The sequence below is a fragment of the Streptomyces sp. NBC_00038 genome, assembly GCF_026343635.1.
GTDB lineage: Bacteria > Actinomycetota > Actinomycetes > Streptomycetales > Streptomycetaceae > Streptomyces.
Genome location: NZ_JAPELQ010000001.1, coordinates 7,570,104 through 7,587,463 on the forward strand (window position 1 = coordinate 7,570,104; position 17,360 = coordinate 7,587,463).

Genomic DNA, 17,360 nt, shown 5'->3' on the forward strand with positions numbered 1-17,360 from the left:
CGGTCTCAGGCAGTTCATCGACGCGTAACACACAAGGCGCCTTCGTCACTGCGGCGAAACATCGAGGGGTGCCGACCGAAACCGCGCTGCGCCAATCTCATGGCGCATAACCGGCCCACCCCTCACGCCCACTTCAGGCTTCGCCCGCACGGGGCCGTACCAATCGACGAGGAGACGCCGATGGCACCAGCCATCACCCTTGCCGCAGATGCACCCACGCTGTCTGCTGCCAACACAGGGTTCATGCTCATCTGTTCCGCCCTGGTGCTGATCATGACGCCCGGCCTGGCCTTCTTCTACGGAGGCATGGTCCGCGTCAAGAGCACCTTGAACATGCTGATGATGAGCTTCATCAGCATGGGCATAGTCACCATCCTGTGGGTGGTGTACGGCTTCTCCCTCGCCTTCGGCACCGACAAGGGCTCGCTCATCGGCTGGACCTCCGACTACGTCGGATTCGGCGGCGTCGGCATCACGGACCTGTGGGACGGCTACACCATCCCGATCACGGTGTTCGCCGCCTTCCAGCTGATGTTCGCCATCATCACGCCCGCCCTGATCAGCGGCGCGCTCGCGGACCGCGTGAAGTTCACCGCCTGGTCCCTCTTCATCGCCCTGTGGGTCACGGTCGTGTACTTCCCGGTCGCGCACTGGGTATGGGGCACCGGCGGCTGGGCGTTCGAACTCGGCGTGATCGACTTCGCCGGTGGTACGGCGGTCCACATCAACGCGGGTGCCGCGGCGCTCGGCGTGATCCTCGTCATCGGCAAGCGCGTGGGCTTCAAGAAGGACCCGATGCGCCCGCACAGCCTCCCGCTGGTCATGCTCGGCGCCGGTCTCCTCTGGTTCGGCTGGTTCGGATTCAACGCAGGCTCGTGGCTCGGCAACGACGACGGTGTCGGCGCGCTGATGTTCCTCAACACGCAGATCGCCACCGCCGCTGCGATGCTCGCCTGGCTCGCCTACGAGAAGATCCGCCACGGCGCGTTCACCACCCTCGGTGCCGCCTCCGGCGCGGTCGCCGGTCTGGTCGCGATCACCCCGTCCGGCGGTGCGGTCTCCCCGCTCGGCGCGATCGCCGTCGGCGTCATCGCCGGTGTGCTGTGCGCCATGGCCGTGGGCCTCAAGTACAAGTTCGGCTACGACGACTCGCTCGACGTCGTCGGTGTCCACCTCGTCGGCGGTGTCGTCGGCTCCCTGCTCATCGGCTTCTTCGCCTCCGGCAAGGGCCAGTCCGACGTCGAGGGCCTCTTCTACGGCGGCGGCCTCGACCAGTTCTGGAAGCAGTGCGCCGGCGTCTTCGCCGTCCTCGGCTACTCCCTCGTCGCCTCCGCGATCCTCGCCTTCCTGATCGACAAGACGATCGGGATGCGGGTCAGCGAGGACGAGGAGGTCGCGGGCATCGACCAGGCCGAGCACGCCGAGACCGCATACGACTTCAGCGGCACCGGCGGTGGCGCCGGCTTCACTTCCTCGCCGACCCCCGCTGAGGGCACAGCCAAGAAGGTGGACGCATGAAGCTCATCACCGCCGTCGTGAAGCCTCACCGGCTCGACGAGATCAAGGAGGCCCTGCAGGCCTTCGGGGTACACGGACTGACGGTCACCGAGGCCAGCGGCTACGGTCGGCAGCGTGGCCACACCGAGGTCTACCGTGGTGCCGAGTACACGGTCGACCTGGTGCCCAAGATCCGCATCGAGGTGCTGGCCGAGGACGACGACGCCGAAGGCCTGATCGACGTCATCGTCAAGGCGGCCCGCACCGGCAAGATCGGTGACGGCAAGGTCTGGTCGATCCCGGTCGAGACCGCCGTCCGGGTCCGGACCGGCGAGCGCGGCCCGGACGCGCTCTAAAAGAAAAAGAAAGACAGGAGTCGCTGGGTGACGAGTACGGACATGCGTTCCGAAGCAGAGGACTCCGGACCCAGCGGCTATGCGGCGGCCCGGCTGCGCCTTCTCCAAAGAGAGGCGCAGTCCGGGCCGCCGCGCCGTACCGCCCTCGCCGAACTCACCGACGACTGGCTCACCGGCCTCTTCGACGCCGGCTCCGAGGCGCTGCGCGGCGTCTCCCTCGTCGCCGTCGGCGGCTACGGACGCGGCGAACTCTCCCCACGCAGCGACCTCGACCTGCTCCTCCTGCACGACGGCAGCGACTCCGGCGCCGTCGCCGCCCTGGCCGACCGCATCTGGTACCCCGTCTGGGACCTCGGCCTCGCCCTCGACCACTCCGTCCGTACGCCGGCCGAGGCCCGCAAGACCGCGAGCGAGGACCTCAAGGTCCAGCTCGGTCTGCTGGACGCCCGGCACATCGCCGGAGACCTCGGCCTCACCGCCGGACTGCGTACGACCGTCCTCGCCGACTGGCGCAACCAGGCGCCGAAACGTCTCCCCGAACTCCAGGAGCTGTGCGCCGAACGGGCCGAGCGCCAGGGCGAGCTCCAATACCTCCTCGAACCGGACCTGAAGGAGGCGCGCGGCGGGTTGCGCGACGCCACCGCCCTGCGCGCCGTAGCCGCCTCCTGGCTCGCGGACGCGCCCCGCGAGGGCCTCACCGACGCGCGAAGGCGCCTCCTGGACGTCCGCGACGCACTCCACCTCACCACCGGGCGCGCCACCGACCGCCTCGCCCTGCAGGAACAGGACCAGGTCGCCGCGGAACTCGGACTCCTGGACGCCGACACACTGCTGCGCCAGGTGTACGAGGCGGCGCGCGTCGTTTCGTACGCGAGTGACGTGACATGGCGCGAGGTGGGGCGCGTACTGCGGTCGCGCGCCGTACGCCCGCGCCTGCGCGCCATGCTCGGCGGCGGCGCCAAGCCCGCCGCGGAGCGCTCACCGCTCGCCGAGGGCGTCGTCGAGCAGGACGGCGAGGTGGTGCTCGCCCGCGCCGCGCGCCCCGAACGCGACCCCGTACTCCCGTTGCGCGCGGCGGCCGCGGCGGCACAGTCGGGACTTCCGCTCTCCCTGCACGCCGTACGGCGCATGGCAGCCGCCGCGCGCCCCCTCCCCACGCCCTGGCCCGCCGAGGCACGCGAACAGCTCGTCACGCTCCTTGGCTCCGGCCGCCCCACCATCGAGGTCTGGGAGGCGCTCGAAGCGGAGGGCCTGATCACCAGGCTGCTGCCCGACTGGGAGCGCGTACGCTGCCGGCCGCAGCGCAACGCCGTACACATCTGGACCGTCGACCGCCACCTCATCGAGACGGCCGTCCGCGCCTCCGAACTGGCCCGCCGCGTGGGCCGCCCCGACCTGCTCCTCGTCGCCTCCCTGCTGCACGACATCGGCAAGGGCTGGCCGGGCGACCACTCCGTCGCGGGCGAGATCATCGCGCGGGACGTCGCCGCCCGGATCGGCTTCGACCGCGCGGACGTGGCGGTGCTCGCCACCCTCGTACGCCACCATCTGCTGCTCATCGACACCGCGACCCGGCGCGACCTGGAGGACCCGGCCACCGTCCGCTCCGTCGCCGAGGCGGTCGGCTCGCAGGGCACCCTCGAACTGCTGCACGCGCTCACCGAGGCGGACGCGCTGGCCACCGGGCCCGCCGCCTGGTCCTCGTGGCGCGGCTCCCTCGTCACCGACCTGGTCAAACGGGTCTCGGCCGTGCTCGCAGGGGACGCCCCCGAGGAGCCCGAGGCCGCGGCACCCACGGCCGAACAGGAACGGCTCGCGATCGAGTCGTTCCGGACCGGCGGCCCCGTCCTCTCGCTGCGCGCGCAGACCGAACCGGTCGACTCCGAGACCGCCTCCGCCTCAGTGCCGGAGGACCCGGAGCCGCTGGGCGTGGAGCTCCTCATCGCCGTACCCGACCAGCCCGGCGTCCTCCCCGCCGTCGCGGGCGTCCTCGCCATGCACCGGCTGACCGTCCGCACGGCCGGGCTGCGCGCCCTCGACCTGCCCGACGGCGTCGAGGGCTCGGTGCTGCTGCTCGACTGGCGGGTCGCCGCCGAGTACGGCTCCCTGCCGCAGGCCGCCCGCCTCCGTGCCGACCTCGTCCGCGCCCTGGACGGCTCCCTCGACATCGCGGGCCGTCTCGCCGAGCGGGACGCCGCCTACCCCCGGCGCCGGGGCACGATCGCGCCGCCTGCCCGTGTGACGGTCGCCCCTGCGGCATCACGTCACGCCACGGTCATCGAGGTCCGCGCCCATGACGCCCCCGGCCTGCTGCACCGCATCGGGCGGGCCTTCGAGGAGGCGAACGTACGGGTGCGGAGCATGCATGTGTCGACGCTGGGGTCCAATGCGGTGGACGCCTTTTACGTCACGTCTCCGAAAGGCCAGCCCTTGCCGGGCCCGGAGGCGGCTGGGCTGGCACGTGCGCTCGAGGAATGCCTGCGTTGAGTGCGTGACTCCATGGCCGGGTCAGCCGTTGGGGCTTTTGTTCCCCGTTTGTGCGGGGATGGTCCAGCGGTCGACGCGTTCTACCTGACTGGCGCTAACTGCTCCCCACGCACGTGGGGGTTCCGGCCTCTGTCCGACAGTTCTTGGCGGGCAGGGGCCGACTTGTTGCAACGGCCGGATACCCTGGAGGGCAACCTAGACTGCCCCCAACCTTGAGGACCGACGAGCGCCGTGTTCGATACCCTCTCCGACCGCCTCAGCGCGACTTTCAAAAACCTCCGCGGGAAAGGCCGGCTCTCCGAGGCGGACATCGACGCCACGGCCCGCGAGATCCGTATCGCGCTCCTCGAAGCCGACGTCGCCCTGCCGGTCGTGCGGACCTTCATCAAGAACGTCAAGGAGCGCGCGCTTGGTGCCGAGGTCTCCAAGGCGCTGAACCCGGCCCAGCAGGTTCTGAAGATCGTGAACGAGGAACTCGTCACGATCCTCGGCGGCGAGACCCGTCGCCTCCGGTTCGCCAAGAACCCGCCCACCGTGATCATGCTGGCGGGTCTGCAGGGTGCCGGTAAGACCACGCTCGCCGGAAAGCTCGGCAAGTGGCTGAAGGACCAGGGTCACTCCCCGCTCCTCGTCGCCGCCGACCTCCAGCGCCCGAACGCCGTGACCCAGCTCAGCGTCGTCGCCGAGCGCGCCGGCGTCGCCGTCTACGCGCCCGAGCCGGGCAACGGCGTCGGTGACCCGGTCAAGGTCGCCAAGGACTCCATCGAGTTCGCCAAGACGAAGGTCCACGACATCGTGATCGTGGACACCGCCGGCCGCCTGGGTATCGACCAGGAGCTGATGCAGCAGGCCGCGGACATCAGGGATGCCGTCAGCCCGGACGAGATCCTGTTCGTCGTCGACGCGATGATCGGCCAGGACGCGGTCAACACCGCGGAGTCCTTCCGTGACGGCGTCGGCTTCGACGGTGTCGTGCTCTCGAAGCTGGACGGCGACGCCCGAGGCGGCGCGGCCCTCTCCATCGCCTCGGTCACCGGCAAGCCGATCATGTTCGCGTCGAACGGCGAGAAGCTCGACGACTTCGACGCCTTCCACCCGGACCGGATGGCCTCCCGCATCCTCGACATGGGTGACCTGCTCACCCTGATCGAGCAGGCGGAGAAGACGTTCAGCCAAGAAGAGGCCGAGCAGATGGCCTCCAAGCTGGCGTCCAAGAAGGGCCAGGACTTCACGCTCGACGACTTCCTGGCCCAGATGGAACAGGTCCGGAAGATGGGCAGCATCAGCAAGCTGCTCGGAATGCTCCCGGGCATGGGCCAGATCAAGGACCAGATCGCCAACCTCGATGAGCGCGACGTCGACCGCACGGCCGCGATCATCAAGTCGATGACCCCGGGCGAGCGCCACGAGCCGACGATCATCAACGGCTCGCGCCGTGCCCGTATCGCCAAGGGCTCCGGCGTCGATGTCAGCGCGGTCAAGGGCCTGGTCGAGCGCTTCTTCGAGGCCCGCAAGATGATGTCCCGCATGGCCCAGGGCGGCGGCATGCCGGGGATGCCCGGGATGCCGGGCATGGGTGGCGGCCCCGGCCGCACCAAGAAGAAGCAGAAGCAGGCCAAGGGCAAGCAGCGCTCCGGCAACCCGATGAAGCGCAAGCAGGAGGAGGCCGAGGCCCAGGCGCGCCGCGAGGCCGGCCCCCAGCCGGGCGGCGCCTTCGGACTGCCCCAGCAGGGCGCCAAGGACTTCGAGCTGCCGGACGAGTTCAAGAAGTTCATGGGCTGACGGTTCGTCGCGTACGGGGCTGTCTCCTCGTACGGTGCTTCACGTACGGGCTCTGATCTCGTACGACGCTGGGGGCGCCCCTCGTGTTCGAGGGGCGCCCCCAACGCGTTCCCTGCGGGTGCTGGCGCCGTTTTCCTGTCGTAACGTCCGGATATGAGCAACCCTGTGCCGCCACGCAAGGCCCCTGACCAGCCGTGGCGTACCGAGGGCACTCCGCCCGAGCCGACGCCGCCGCCTTCCGGGAAGAGGAAGATGCCGGGCGGCTGGGGTGGTCTGATCCTCACCGCCCTGGTGGTGTACCTGATCGCCAACCTGGTGCTGTCCTTCTTCAATGAGGGCGACGAGCCGACGATCTCGTACACGGAGTTCAGCAAGCAGGTCGACGGCGGCAACGTCACGAAGATCTACTCCAAGGGCGACGCGATCCAGGGCCAGCTCAAGAACGCCCAGGACAACCCGGAGGGCGACGGGAAGTACACCAAGTTCAAGACCCAGCGGCCGTCCTTCGCGGACGACCAGCTCTGGGAGAACCTGGACAAGCACAACGTCACGGTGACCGCCGAGCCGGTCGTCCAGCAGCGCAGTTTCCTCTCCAATCTGTTGATCTCGCTCGCGCCGATGCTGCTGCTCGTCGTCCTGTGGATCTTCATCGCGCGGCGGATGAGCGCGGGCATGGGCGGCGCGGGCGGCATGCTGGGCCGCAAGGCGCCGCCGAAACCCGTCGAACTGCAGCCCGGAGCCACGCGCACGACGTTCGCGGACGTGGCCGGGATCGACGAGGTCGAGGGCGAGCTGAACGACGTCGTGGACTTCCTCAAGAACCCCGACGAGTACCGGAAGATGGGCGCCAAGATGCCCCGCGGTGTGCTCCTTGCGGGTCCGCCCGGTACCGGCAAGACGTTGCTTGCGCGGGCGGTCGCGGGGGAGGCGGGGGTGCCGTTCTTCTCGGCCTCGGCGTCGGAGTTCATCGAGATGATCGTGGGCGTGGGCGCGTCCCGGGTCCGCGAACTGTTCGCGGAGGCCCGCAAAGTGGCCCCCTCCATCATCTTCATCGACGAGATCGACACGATCGGGCGGGCGCGGGCCGGCGGCTCCGGCATGGGTGGCCACGACGAGCGCGAGCAGACCCTGAACCAGATCCTCACCGAGATGGACGGCTTCTCCGGCTCCGAGGGCGTGATCGTCATCGCGGCGACGAACCGCGCGGACATCCTGGACCCGGCGCTCACCCGCCCGGGCCGCTTCGACCGCGTCGTCACTGTCTCGCCGCCCGACCGTGGCGGCCGCGCGGCGATCCTGGAGATCCACACCCGGGGGATTCCGCTGGCCCCGGACGTGGATCTGACCCAGGTGGCCCGTACGACTCCGGGTATGACCGGTGCCGATCTGGCCAACCTCGCCAACGAGGCCGCTCTTCTCGCGGTCAAGCGCAAGCAGGACCAGGTCACACAGACGGACCTCTCCGAAGCGCTCGAAAAGGTGCAACTGGGTGCCGAACGCCCGCTGGTGATGCCCGCCGAGGAACGCCGCCGCACCGCCTACCACGAGAGCGGCCACGCCCTGCTCGGCATGCTCCAGCCCGGCGCCGACCCGGTTCGCAAGATCACCATCGTCCCGCGCGGGCGCGCTCTCGGCGTCACGCTGTCCACCCCGGACGCGGACCGGTACGCGTACACGGAGGAGTACCTGCGCGGTCGCATCATCGGCGCCCTGGGAGGCATGGCTGCCGAACACGTCGTCTACGGAGTCGTCACGACGGGTTCGGAGAACGACCTGGAACAGGTCACGAACCTCGCGCGCGGCATGGTCGCCCGCTGGGGCATGAGCGAACGCGTCGGCCGCCTCTCCGCCCTCCCGAACGACGCCCAGCAGGCCTACGGCCTCTCGGCCGCCCCTGCGACCCTCGACTCGATCGACCACGAGATGCGCCGCATCGTCGACGAGTGCTACGAGGAGGCATGCCAGAAACTCCGCGATCACCGGGGCCAGTTGAACGCCCTCGCGGAGGCGCTGCTGGCGAGCGAGACACTGGAGGAGGCGGACGCGTACCGGATCGCGGGGGTCACGCGCTTGAGGAAGGAGGGCTGAGGCGTTTCAGCCCGTCCGGCGTTTGAGGACGAGCGCGTCAGCGCGATACGGGGGTCTGGGGGCAGAGCCCCCAGGTACGGGACGGGCAGGGGCGGAGGGGGCGAACAAACGCCTGCGACCTCACCCCGTACGAGCGATCAGATACCGGAACACATTCGCCATCCACACGGTCCCGTCCCGCCGCTGATGAGGATGGAGCGCCTCCCGGAGCTCCTTGTCGACCTGGACCTCGTCCGTGGCACCGACCGCCGCGTCGAACAGCCCCGTCGACAACAACCCCCGAACCGCACTGTCCACACCGGGATACCCGAACGGACAGGCCACCCGCCCCGACCCGTCCGGCTTGAGCCCGGCCCGCTGCGCGACCTCCTCGAGGTCGTCACGACGGGCGGCCCGCCAACTGGCCGCCTTCCGCAGGGGGTCGGCCAACTTGGTGGCGACCCGGAGCACGGACGACGTGGCGCAGCGCTCCGGCGGTCCCCACCCGGCGAGCACCACGGGAGCCCCCCGCTCGGCGAGCGGTGTCGCCGAGTCCAGCAGCTCCGCGAGCCCTTCGGAGTCCCCGGCCACACACCCGATGGGCTCGAACGCGGTGACCAGGTTGAAGGCGGGCGCTCCCGCGTCGGCCACGTCTTCGGGGGTGCCGTCGACGAGCCGGGTGTCGGCACGCGCGCGCGTGCCCCACGTCTGCGGCAGCAACCGCTCCCGTGCGAGAGCCACTCGTTCGGGCGACCTGGAGTCGACACCGGTGACGGCGGCGCCGCGGGAGGCCGCCATCAGGAGGGCGAGCCCGGAACCGCAGCCGAGGCCGAGCAGCCGCGTGCCGGTGCCCACTTCGAGTCGCTCGTAGACGGCCTCGTGGAGCGGCACCAACATCCGCTCCTGGATCTCGGCCCAGTCACGCGCGCGTGCACACGGGTCCACCCGGGGCGTCGGCCCCGCGTGAGGTAGGTGCTGCCGCACGAGCGTAGGTGTCATCGAAAGCGCCCCAATCCGCCGAGAGTTGCCGCTGTTCCCCGTTTCCCCTGGCCCCCGTAGCAGTGCGCCCCGCACTCCCCCCCGTATGCCAGGAAACTCCGCGCTCGACGTGTCGTCCAGGGGTTTCGGCGCCCGGTTTGTGCGTCGGTTGTGCGCTCGGTAAGAATTCACATCCCGGCAACGTGTGCCCGTACCATCGCGCCATGGCTAAGGCACCTGTTCTCACGCCCCAGGCGGACGATTTCCCGCGCTGGTACCAGGACCTGATCAACAAGGCCGAGCTGGCCGACAACGGTCCGGTGCGCGGCACCATGGTCATCCGGCCGTACGGGTACGGGCTGTGGGAGCGGATGCAGCAGGAGATGGACGCCCGCATCAAGGAAGCGGGTGCCCAGAATGCGTACTTCCCGCTCTTCATCCCGCAGTCGTACCTGACGAGGGAGGCCGAGCACGTCGAGGGTTTCGCCCCGGAGCTCGCGGTCGTCACGCACGGCGGCGGCAAGGAGCTGGAGGAGCCGATCGTCGTCCGTCCCACCTCGGAGACGATCATCAACGACTACTTCTCCAAGTGGGTGCAGAGCTACCGCGACCTGCCGCTGCTGATCAACCAGTGGGCGAACGTGGTCCGTTGGGAGATGCGTCCGCGCGTGTTCCTCCGTACGACCGAGTTCCTGTGGCAGGAAGGGCACACGGCTCACGCCACGTACGAGGAGGCCCGGGAGTACGCGGCGTACATCCACGAGAAGGTGTACGCCGACTTCATGGTCAACGTCCTCGGGATCGATGTCGTACTCGGCCGCAAGACGGCGAGTGAGCGGTTCGCGGGGGCCATCAACACCCTGACGCTCGAATCCATGATGGGCGACGGCAAGGCCCTTCAGATGGGCACGAGTCACGAGCTCGGGCAGAACTTCGCGAAGGCCTTCCACACCCAGTACCTGTCCAAGGAGGGCAAGCAGGAGCTCGTCTGGCAGACCTCCTGGGGGTCCTCGACTCGCATGGTGGGTGGCCTGATCATGTCGCACGGTGATGACAGCGGGTTGCGGGTGCCGCCGCGCCTTGCGGCTGTTCAGGCCGTTGTACTGGCCATCAAGGGCGACGATGCGGTTCTGGCCAAGGTCCGCGAGATCGGTGCGCAGTTGAAGGCGGCGGGTGTGCGGGTGCACGTGGACGACCGCACGGACACGCCTTTCGGGCGCCGTGCCGTCGACTGGGAGCTCAAGGGCGTGCCCGTACGCATCGAGGTCGGGCCCCGTGACCTGGAGAACGGCACCGCGATGCTGGTCCGCCGTATCCGCGGCGGCAAGGAGCCGGTGGCGATCGAGGGCCTCGTCGCCCTGCTGCCGACCGTCCTCGAAGAGGATCAGGCGCTGCTTCTCCAGCAGTCGCGGGCGCGGCGTGAGTCCCGGACGGCTGAGGTGTCGACGATCGAGGAGGCCGTCGAGGCCGCCGTCGCCGGCGGTTGGGCGCGTATCCCGTGGGCCGACCTCGGTGAAGAAGGCGAGGCCAGACTGGCCGAGCACTCGGTGACCGTACGGTGTCTGATCGCCGAGGACGGGTCGGTGCCCGAGGCCGACGATTCACCCGGTAACGTCGCTGTCGTGGCGCGCGCGTACTAGGTTTGCCCCAAGGGCGGCCGAAACGCCTCTTGCGCATCTGATGACCACAGGTGCCCCGGCGTGCGGACCTCGTCTAGCGGCGGGGCGTACGGGTCTCTACGTACCGGCTAGGTATGAACTGTGAGGCTTCTCCGCAGATCAGCGCACCCGCCCTCGTCCGGACGCATCAGCGGCAACTGACGGGTACGTGCAAATTATTTGGGATGCCCCGGAATAGGAACACAGAGGCACCCCGGCTCGTTGTCATTACGTGAGCACGACACCACCTGTTCTCGCCGCAGAGCTGGCAGGGGCGTGGGCCGATATTCAGCGGCACCACCCCGAACTGCCCGATCTTGCCGCGCCAGAGTCCCTGATCGGAGAGTCGTCGTCCGCCTGCGGACACGAGCTCTCTTTCGAGCGACTGCTTCATGAGGCAGTCCACGGCATCGCCGCCGCCCGCGGAGTCCGCGACACCTCGCGCGCCGGCCGATACCACAACCGCAGATTCCTCGCGATCGCCGAGGAGTTGGGCCTGGACCACCCCGAGGAGCCGCATCCCAGCAGCGGCTTCTCCTTGGTCACGCTCAACCCCGAGGCGAAGCGCCGCTACCGCCCGACCATGGAGCGGTTGCAGCGCGCCCTCAAGGCACACACCGTCGCGACCGCCGCGGACACGACCCGCAGCTTCCGGGGGCCGGCCGCTCGGCACGGCTCCTCCGGAGGAGGCGTGCGCGTGAAGGCGGTGTGCGACTGCGGCCGCAACGTACGGGTCGTCCCGTCGGTGCTGGCGCAGGCGCCGATCGTGTGCGGGGGGTGCGGCAAACCCTTCCGGATCCCTGAGGTGGTGGGCGCGGCAGCGGGCTGAGGCGGTATCCCGTAGGCGTCGGGTTGCGTGGTTGGCCCGGTCGGCTTCGGCGGTGAGCGGCGGCACCTCGTGGGTGCCGGAACGCACGGCCGCACAGTCGATGCAGGGCTCGTCCCGGCGCCGGGAGCCGTTGTGCCCAGGTAAGGGGCGCGACCGGGGTCCGGTCTCCCGTCAGGGTGTGGCAGAATGGCTAGCTGTACTCGACAGTCGCATAGGACCCCTCTCTCCTCCGGCTGACGCGTCCATCGGGCACTCGGGTACCGCAACCCCACGCGGCAATCTCGCCGTGCCCAACCACGTCAAGACCAGGAGACACCACTTCCGTGGCAGTCAAGATCAAGCTGAAGCGTCTGGGCAAGATCCGTTCGCCTCACTACCGCATCGTCGTCGCCGACTCCCGTACCCGCCGTGATGGTCGGGCCATCGAGGAGATCGGCCTGTACCACCCGGTGCAGAACCCCTCGCGCATCGAGGTCGACACCGAGCGTGCGCAGTACTGGCTGGGTGTCGGCGCGCAGCCGACCGAGCCGGTTCTCGCCATCCTTAAGCTGACCGGCGACTGGCAGAAGTTCAAGGGTCTGCCCGCCCCGGCTCCGCTGCTCGTGGCCGAGCCGAAGGCCGCGCGCCCGCTGTTCGAAGCCCTCGGTGGCGACGACACGGGCAAGGGTGAGGCCATCACCCAGAAGAAGAAGGCTGAGAAGAAGGACGAGGCCGCCGCCGAGTCCGCGTCGACCGAGGCCTGAGCATGCTCGAGGAGGCTCTCGAGCACCTCGTGAAGGGCATTGTCGACAACCCCGACGATGTGCAGGTGGCTTCGCGCGACCTGCGCCGCGGGCGCGTTCTCGAGGTCCGGGTTCATCCCGACGACCTCGGTAAGGTGATCGGCCGCAATGGCCGCACCGCGCGCGCTCTGCGCACCGTCGTGGGTGCTATCGGCGGTCGCGGTGTCCGCGTCGACCTTGTCGACGTGGATCACGTCCGCTGACGTACACGCAGCACCGGCTCGGGCCGGGGAGGGCCTATCGGGCCGTCCCCGGCCCGTAGTCGTACCGACAGGAGATCAAGCACAGTGCAGCTGGTAGTCGCTCGCGTCGGCCGCGCCCATGGCATCAAGGGCGAGGTCACCGTGGAGGTACGTACGGACGAGCCGGAACTCAGGCTCGGGCCCGGCGCCGTCCTGCTCACCGACCCGGCCTCCGCCGGACCGCTGACCATCGAGACGGGCCGCGTCCACAGCGGCCGTCTCCTGCTGCGCTTCGAAGGAGTCCGCGACCGGACCGGCGCCGAGGCGCTGCGCAACACCCTGCTCATCGCCGAGATCGACCCGGACGACAAGCCCGAGGACCCGGACGAGTACTACGACCACCAGCTGATGGACCTGGACGTCGTCACGGTCGACGGCACCGAGGTCGGGCGGATCACCGAGATCTCCCACCTGCCGTCGCAGGACCTCTTCGTGGTCGAGCGGCCGGACGGGACCGAGGTGCTGATCCCCTTCGTCGAGGAGATCGTCACCGAGATCGACCTGGAGGAGCAGCGGGCGGTCATCGACCCGCCGCCGGGGCTCATCGACGACCAGGCCGAGATCGCCGCCTCGTCGGAGGGCGAGAGCGAATGAGGCTCGACGTCGTCACGATCTTCCCCGAGTACCTGGAACCCCTGAACGTCTCCCTGGTCGGCAAGGCACGCGCGCGTGGACAGCTGAATGTGCACGTGCATGATCTGCGGGACTGGGCGTACGACCGCCACAACACCGTCGACGACACCCCGTACGGCGGCGGCCCCGGCATGGTCATGAAGACCGATCCGTGGGGCGACGCCCTCGACTCCGTGCTGACGGACGGCTACGAGACGGGCTCGCACGGGCCCGTCCTTGTCGTCCCCACCCCCAGTGGACGCCCCTTCACCCAGGAACTCGCCGTCGAGCTCTCTGAGCGACCCTGGCTGGTCTTCACGCCCGCCCGCTACGAGGGCATCGACCGCCGCGTCATCGACGAGTACGCGACCCGGATGCCCGTCTACGAGGTGTCCATCGGCGACTACGTACTGGCCGGCGGTGAGGCGGCCGTACTCGTCATCACGGAGGCCGTGGCGCGGCTGCTGCCGGGAGTCCTCGGCAACGCGGAGTCGCACCGGGACGACTCCTTCGCGCCCGGGGCCATGGCCAACCTCCTGGAGGGGCCGATCTACACCAAGCCCCCTCAGTGGCGTGGCCGTGACATCCCCGAGGTGCTGGTCAGCGGCCATCACGGGAAGATCGCCCGTTGGCGCCGGGACGAGGCGCTGCGGCGTACGACGGTGAACCGGCCCGACCTCATCGAGCGCTGCGACCCCTCGGCCTTCGACAAGAAGGACCGCGAAATGCTCTCGATCCTGGGCTGGGCGCCGGGGCCCGACGGCCGATTTGGGCGCAGCCCGGAGGCCGTGGAACAATAGGGGGCTGTTGTGCGTCGTCCGGCGTGCGCCCCTGCCACAGGGGGACACGACGCCCGCCCCGACGAAGACAGCACCTCTTTTGGAAACGACTTCCGTTGATGACCTGTGGCATCAGCGAAGAAAGCAGACGAAATGACTCACCTGCTCGACTCCGTCGACAGCGCGTCGCTGCGCACCGACGTCCCGGCCTTCCGCCCGGGTGACACCGTCAACGTCCACGTCCGCGTCATCGAGGGCAACCGCTCCCGTGTGCAGCAGTTCAAGGGCGTAGTCATCCGCCGTCAGGGCTCGGGTGTCCGCGAGACCTTCACGGTCCGCAAGGTCTCCTTCTCCGTGGGCGTCGAGCGCACCTTCCCGGTGCACACTCCGATCGTCGAGAAGATCGAGCTCGTCACCCGCGGTGACGTGCGTCGCGCCAAGCTTTACTACCTCCGTGACCTGCGCGGCAAGGCCGCGAAGATCAAGGAGAAGCGCGACAACTGAGCTCGCGGAGGTGCTCATATCGGAGCCGGATAACATCTGGCTCCGATGAACACCGAAGCACAGCACACGGAGCGCGACCGCTCCTCCCGCCCTTGTGAGTCCGAGGAGATCTCGGACACAGAGGGACGGGAGGGTCGGTCGCGTTTCGCGTTGGTGGCCCGCGCCGCCGACTGGCTCCCCGGCGGGCGGATCACCCTCACCGCGCTGGTCTGCCTGCTCTTTCTGCTCCTTTTCAGCAGTTTCGTGATGCAGCCGTTCCAGATTCCCAGCGGTTCCATGGAGCAGGGATTGAGGATCGGGGACCGCGTTCTCGTAAATAAGTTGGCGTACCGTTTCGGTGCTGAGCCGCAGCGGGGCGACGTCGTTGTCTTCGACGGCACTGGGTATTTCGGAAACGCCGACTACATCAAGCGCGTTGTCGGTGTGGGGGGAGACCACGTGGTCTGTTGCGACAAGGAGGGGAGGCTCGACGTGAACGGCCGGTCGGTCGACGAGTCGGCGTTTCTGTACCCGGGGGACAGCCCGTCCGACGTGCCCTTCGACGTCGTCGTGCCCGACGGCACCCTCTTCCTGCTCGGGGACCACCGCAGCGACTCCAGCGATTCCCGCGACCACCTGGGCTCCCCCGGAGGCGGCATGATCCCCGTCGGCGAAGTCATCGGCAGAGCCGACTGGATCGCCTGGCCCTCGGACCACTGGACCCGGCTGACGCGCCCCGGCGCCTACGCGCGCGTGCCCGCCGCGGACGGTGCCCATGGGTAACCGCGGCAGGCCGCGCGGAGTTTCCAGCCACCCCGCCGACAACCTGCTGCCCACCGGAACCCGGCGCGCCTCCGGCAGTGCGGGCCGCCCGAGCCGTGTGGAGCGGCGCAAGCTCGCCCGCAAGATCAAGCGGCGCAGGCGGCGTTCGACGGTCAAGGAGATACCCCTCCTCGTAGGCGTCGCGGTGCTCATAGCCCTGGTCCTGAAGACCTTCCTCGTCCAGGCCTTCGTGATCCCGTCGGGCTCCATGGAGAACACGATCCAGATCGGCGACCGTGTCCTGGTCGACAAGTTCACTCCGTGGTTCGGCTCCAAGCCGCAGCGAGGCGATGTCGTCGTCTTCCAGGACCCGGGCGGCTGGCTCACGGCGGAGGAGACCAAGAAGGCGGACGATCCCATTGTCGTCAAGCAGGTCAAGCAAGGGCTCACCTTCATCGGCCTGTTGCCTTCGGACAACGAGAAGGACCTCATCAAGCGGGTCGTCGGCGTCGGCGGCGACACGGTCAAGTGCTGTGACGCGCAAGGCCGGGTGACCGTCAACGGAACGCCGCTGAGTGAGCCGTACATCCTCGCCGGCGACAAGCCCTCCGACTTCGCGTTCGAGGTGAAGGTGCCCGAGGGGCGGCTGTGGGTCATGGGCGACCACCGGTCCAACTCCGCGGACTCCCGTTATCACCGCTCCGACAAGTACAAAGGCACCGTTTCCGAGGACTCCATCGTCGGCCGGGCCATGATCATCGCCTGGCCCATCGGGAACTGGACGCGCCTGAAGGAGCCGGGGACCTACGCGTCCGTCGCCGACGCGCCAAGTGGGTCGACATCCGCTCTCCTTGCGTCGCATAGGGTGGCCCCTGCGGATCCAGACGGATTGATCCCGCTCCCGAGCCCTGCGGAACTCCCGCTCGTTATGGGAGTGGTGGGCCTGCGACGAATCCGACGCGGGCTGCGGCACGGAGTGAGGAGTGGATGTGGGGGATGTGGCGGTCGGCGCACGGTCCGGACACGAGGGTCCCGAAGGGCGGCCGGAGCGGCCCGACGACTCGGCTGCCTCAGCTGTAGACGCCGAAAACTCCGAGAGTGGGTCCGCGGACGACAGCGCTGAGCAGGAGCGCGCCGAGCAGGACGCCAAGTCGGCCAAGCAGCGCTCCTTCTGGAAGGAACTGCCGATCCTGATCGGCATCGCCCTGGTGCTCGCGCTGCTCATCAAGACCTTCCTGGTCCAGGCGTTCTCGATCCCCTCGGACTCGATGCAGAACACCCTCCAGCAGGGTGACCGCGTCCTGGTGGACAAGCTGACCCCGTGGTTCGGCTCCGAGCCGGAGCGTGGCGAGGTCGTCGTCTTCCACGACCCCGACAACTGGCTGGCGGGCGAGCCTGTGGCCGACCCGAACGCCTTGCAGACGGTCCTCAGCTGGATCGGCCTCATGCCGTCCGCGGAGGAGAAGGACCTCATCAAGCGGGTCGTCGGGGTCGGCGGCGACACCATCGAGTGCAAGGGCACCGGACCGCTGACGGTCAACGGCAAGGCGCTGAACGAGCCGTACGTGTACCCCGGGAACACCCCGTGCACGGTCGACGAGGACGGCGGTCAGTTCAAGGTCACCGTTCCCGAGGGCAAAATCTGGGTCATGGGTGACCACCGCCAGAACTCGCGGGACTCGCGCTACAACCAGACGGACAAGAACCACGGCATGGTCCCGGTCGACGAGGTCGTCGGGCGCGCCATCGTGAAGGCGTGGCCCATCAACCGCTGGGGCACCCTCCCGGTTCCGGACACCTTCGACCAGTCGGGCCTCAACAGCAAGGCGGCAGCCGCCATCACCTCGCCGGGTGCCGCGGCGCTCGTGGGGGCTGTGCCGTTGGTCCTGGTGCGGCGTCGGCGGAAGGCGTCCAAGTAACGCTCTGAAGCGTCCTCTTGGGGCCGGTGTGTTCGGATTCGTCCGGACGCACCGGCCTTTTCGGCTGTACGGGCGTTCTGCGGGGCGGTGAGGAGTCGGTAAGGCCCGTGTGCGTGATCCGAACCAT

Annotated in this window: 15 protein-coding genes and 1 pseudogene; 15 read left to right on the plus strand and 1 reads right to left on the minus strand. The window is 69.0% G+C overall.

The features are described 5' to 3' along the window. The first annotated feature begins 180 nt into the window (after positions 1-180). From OG219_RS34320 to ftsH, 5 genes are all read left to right on the plus strand, one after another. Positions 181-1,518, plus strand: coding sequence for an ammonium transporter (locus OG219_RS34320; protein ID WP_266833129.1), 1,338 nt, complete (start codon positions 181-183; stop codon positions 1,516-1,518). Then, on the plus strand, positions 1,515-1,853 hold the full coding sequence (locus OG219_RS34325; protein ID WP_164411711.1) for a P-II family nitrogen regulator: 339 nt from the start codon (positions 1,515-1,517) through the stop codon (positions 1,851-1,853). The genes OG219_RS34320 and OG219_RS34325 overlap by 4 nt, the downstream gene beginning before the upstream one ends. Before the next feature lie 27 nt (positions 1,854-1,880). Further along, positions 1,881-4,340 (plus strand): [protein-PII] uridylyltransferase, encoded by a 2,460-nt coding sequence (locus tag OG219_RS34330; protein ID WP_266833131.1) that lies wholly within the window; start codon positions 1,881-1,883, stop codon positions 4,338-4,340. A gap of 231 nt (positions 4,341-4,571) precedes the next feature. After that, positions 4,572-6,122, plus strand: coding sequence for a signal recognition particle protein (gene ffh, locus OG219_RS34335; RefSeq protein ID WP_266833133.1), 1,551 nt, complete (start codon positions 4,572-4,574; stop codon positions 6,120-6,122). A 153-nt stretch (positions 6,123-6,275) separates the two neighbouring features. Next, positions 6,276-8,210, plus strand: a complete 1,935-nt coding sequence (gene ftsH, locus OG219_RS34340) for an ATP-dependent zinc metalloprotease FtsH (RefSeq protein WP_266833135.1) — start codon at positions 6,276-6,278, stop codon at positions 8,208-8,210. 120 nt (positions 8,211-8,330) lie between these two features. Here the strand turns inward: ftsH and OG219_RS34345 are convergent, their stop codons facing one another. Beyond that, the gene (locus tag OG219_RS34345; RefSeq protein WP_266833137.1) at positions 8,331-9,188 is read right to left on the minus strand and encodes an SAM-dependent methyltransferase; all 858 of its coding nucleotides are present in this window, start codon (positions 9,186-9,188) and stop codon (positions 8,331-8,333) included. Positions 9,189-9,391: 203 nt separating this feature from the next. Here OG219_RS34345 and proS point away from each other — a divergent pair, with 203 nt between their 5' ends. From proS to lepB (OG219_RS34395), 10 genes and pseudogenes are all read left to right on the plus strand, one after another. After that, positions 9,392-10,807 (plus strand): proline--tRNA ligase, encoded by a 1,416-nt coding sequence (gene proS / locus OG219_RS34350; protein WP_266833139.1) that lies wholly within the window; start codon positions 9,392-9,394, stop codon positions 10,805-10,807. Between the two features lie 250 nt (positions 10,808-11,057). Then, entirely contained in the window at positions 11,058-11,654 is a 597-nt protein-coding gene (locus tag OG219_RS34355) for a hypothetical protein (RefSeq protein WP_266474616.1), read from the plus strand. A 323-nt stretch (positions 11,655-11,977) separates the two neighbouring features. Beyond that, positions 11,978-12,397, plus strand: coding sequence for a 30S ribosomal protein S16 (rpsP, locus tag OG219_RS34360; protein ID WP_266474615.1), 420 nt, complete (start codon positions 11,978-11,980; stop codon positions 12,395-12,397). 2 nt (positions 12,398-12,399) lie between these two features. Beyond that, a complete protein-coding gene (locus OG219_RS34365) occupies positions 12,400-12,639 on the plus strand; it encodes an RNA-binding protein (protein WP_005479813.1) in 240 nt (79 codons plus the stop codon). A gap of 84 nt (positions 12,640-12,723) precedes the next feature. Next, complete coding sequence (gene rimM, locus OG219_RS34370; RefSeq protein WP_266833142.1) at positions 12,724-13,272, plus strand: ribosome maturation factor RimM; 549 nt, start codon at positions 12,724-12,726, stop codon at positions 13,270-13,272. Next, entirely contained in the window at positions 13,269-14,090 is an 822-nt protein-coding gene (trmD, locus tag OG219_RS34375; RefSeq protein WP_266833144.1) for a tRNA (guanosine(37)-N1)-methyltransferase TrmD, read from the plus strand. Before rimM ends, trmD begins: the two co-directional genes overlap by 4 nt. Before the next feature lie 132 nt (positions 14,091-14,222). Further along, positions 14,223-14,573: a 50S ribosomal protein L19 gene (gene rplS / locus OG219_RS34380; protein ID WP_266474611.1), complete on the plus strand. Its 351-nt coding sequence runs from the start codon at positions 14,223-14,225 to the stop codon at positions 14,571-14,573. Between the two features lie 45 nt (positions 14,574-14,618). Beyond that, on the plus strand, positions 14,619-15,335 hold the full coding sequence (lepB, locus tag OG219_RS34385) for a signal peptidase I (protein WP_266833146.1): 717 nt from the start codon (positions 14,619-14,621) through the stop codon (positions 15,333-15,335). Further along, positions 15,328-16,380 (plus strand): annotated as a pseudogene (lepB, locus tag OG219_RS34390) (signal peptidase I); the annotation flags it as partial. The gene lepB (OG219_RS34385) and the pseudogene lepB (OG219_RS34390), both read left to right, overlap by 8 nt. Then, a complete protein-coding gene (gene lepB, locus OG219_RS34395) occupies positions 16,304-17,233 on the plus strand; it encodes a signal peptidase I (RefSeq protein WP_266833148.1) in 930 nt (309 codons plus the stop codon). The pseudogene lepB (OG219_RS34390) and the gene lepB (OG219_RS34395), both read left to right, overlap by 77 nt. The last annotated feature ends 127 nt before the right edge of the window (positions 17,234-17,360 follow it).